We start from the raw sequence: 1,548 nt of genomic DNA on the forward strand, positions 1-1,548 counted from the left end.
CAGGGTGGTTTTTTGTCTTTCATAAGGTATAGTACTAAAAGGGTTAATTTTTAGTCAACCTATTTCAGGACGATGCATTTGTAAAGCTTGCGCACAACGGTTTTGTATAATGCGTCGTTGCGCGATGGACAATTTACATAATTTTCAATTAGGGGAGAAGGATGAAACTTTTCTGTGTGAATTCAATGCAATTGAATTCACCAGCGCCATGCGCATTATACGTTGTTAGCAGCTGGCCTAATGATATTTCGGACGCTTTTTTTCGTTTTGTTCACTTTCGTATTCTACTAAGGGATAAAAATCCTTGAAATTTATACCATACATACTATCTCCTGGTATATTCTTTATGAAGTTATATTTAGTAATCAATTTGAAATCATAATCTTTAAACCCATTTAATTTTGGATTTATTTCAGGTTGTAATTCCCAACTTTGGCCCATACTAGATATAGAATTTAAGAAAAGCACGGCTTGCTCATATGTAGATAATTGAGCACGTAAAATTTTTAGATAACCATATTTTTCATTGTAATCAATTCCTTTTTGATTGTTTATAAATTTTACGACTTGATATAAATGCCTAAAATAATGGCCTAATCTGAATTGATGACCACCGTAATATTTAATATATCGATTATGGTAATTTTCTACAGTATCATTAAATTCAAACTCCTCATTTAAACTTTTATATTTTCTCCAGTCATAAATTTTTCTTACAATTTCATTTTTTTTACCTCTAGTATTCCTATTTGACACGACTAGCCATTTATCAAATATTTCTGTATCCTTTGCAGGCTTTAAGCTAACATATCTAAGAATATCTTTGATGAAATTCGGTTTATATTTAGTTTTAAAAATTGAATTTAAAATCAATAAGCCTTCAGAACTTAGACCGTAGAACACAATAGAGAAACAAATGTCAATTAATGCTGCCTCCTTTATACTTGCTGAGCTATTTTTGAAGAAATTATTTGACATCATTTGTTTTTCATATTCCGGTAAGAACATTTTTTTTCTTTTGAAAAATGGCCTTAGCTCATTTCTACACATAATAAATTGGTTAAAAACGACTTTAAAGACAGATTTACCTTGATATAGATTCTTTTCAATAAAAAGAGAATCATAGTTTTCCGCTATTTCAGAAGCATCGAAACTTAATTCCGAAACATTTTCTCTTTGGAGTTTAACTAGGTCGAAGAACTTGCTTTCTAATCTTTCTCTTTCAAACGAAGATCTCTGCTCATAGAATGTTAGGTAAAGGAAGTAAAAACCAGCAGCAGAAATTATTGTCCCAATCACACCTCCAATAAAGTCCCCAATAAGACCCGTTTTGCTGTAATCAATTTCAGTGCTCCAAAAAACTAATCCATCAATAGATATTCTAATAATGAATATTCCGAGAACTATTAAGCATGTCCAAATAAATGTTTTGGCAATATTTCTGTTACTCATTTTTTAAAGGCTTGCTGCTAACGGTCTTGTATAACGCCTCTCGTGGCGCGGATTTCAATTTACGGATTTTTCAGTTAGGGCAGGAGTGTTAGTTTT

1 protein-coding gene is annotated in these 1,548 nt (G+C 31.5%); it reads right to left on the bottom strand.

Going from position 1 to position 1,548, the window contains the following annotated elements; all coding sequences use genetic code 11:
• Window positions 1-237: 237 nt before the first annotated feature.
• Window positions 238-1,452: a putative phage abortive infection protein gene (locus I4Q58_RS15375; RefSeq protein WP_203296796.1), complete on the bottom strand. Its 1,215-nt coding sequence runs from the start codon at window positions 1,450-1,452 to the stop codon at window positions 238-240.
• Between the last annotated feature and the right edge of the window lie 96 nt (window positions 1,453-1,548).

This window comes from Luteirhabdus pelagi (assembly GCF_016827595.1).
GTDB classification, from domain to species: domain Bacteria; phylum Bacteroidota; class Bacteroidia; order Flavobacteriales; family Flavobacteriaceae; genus Luteirhabdus; species Luteirhabdus pelagi.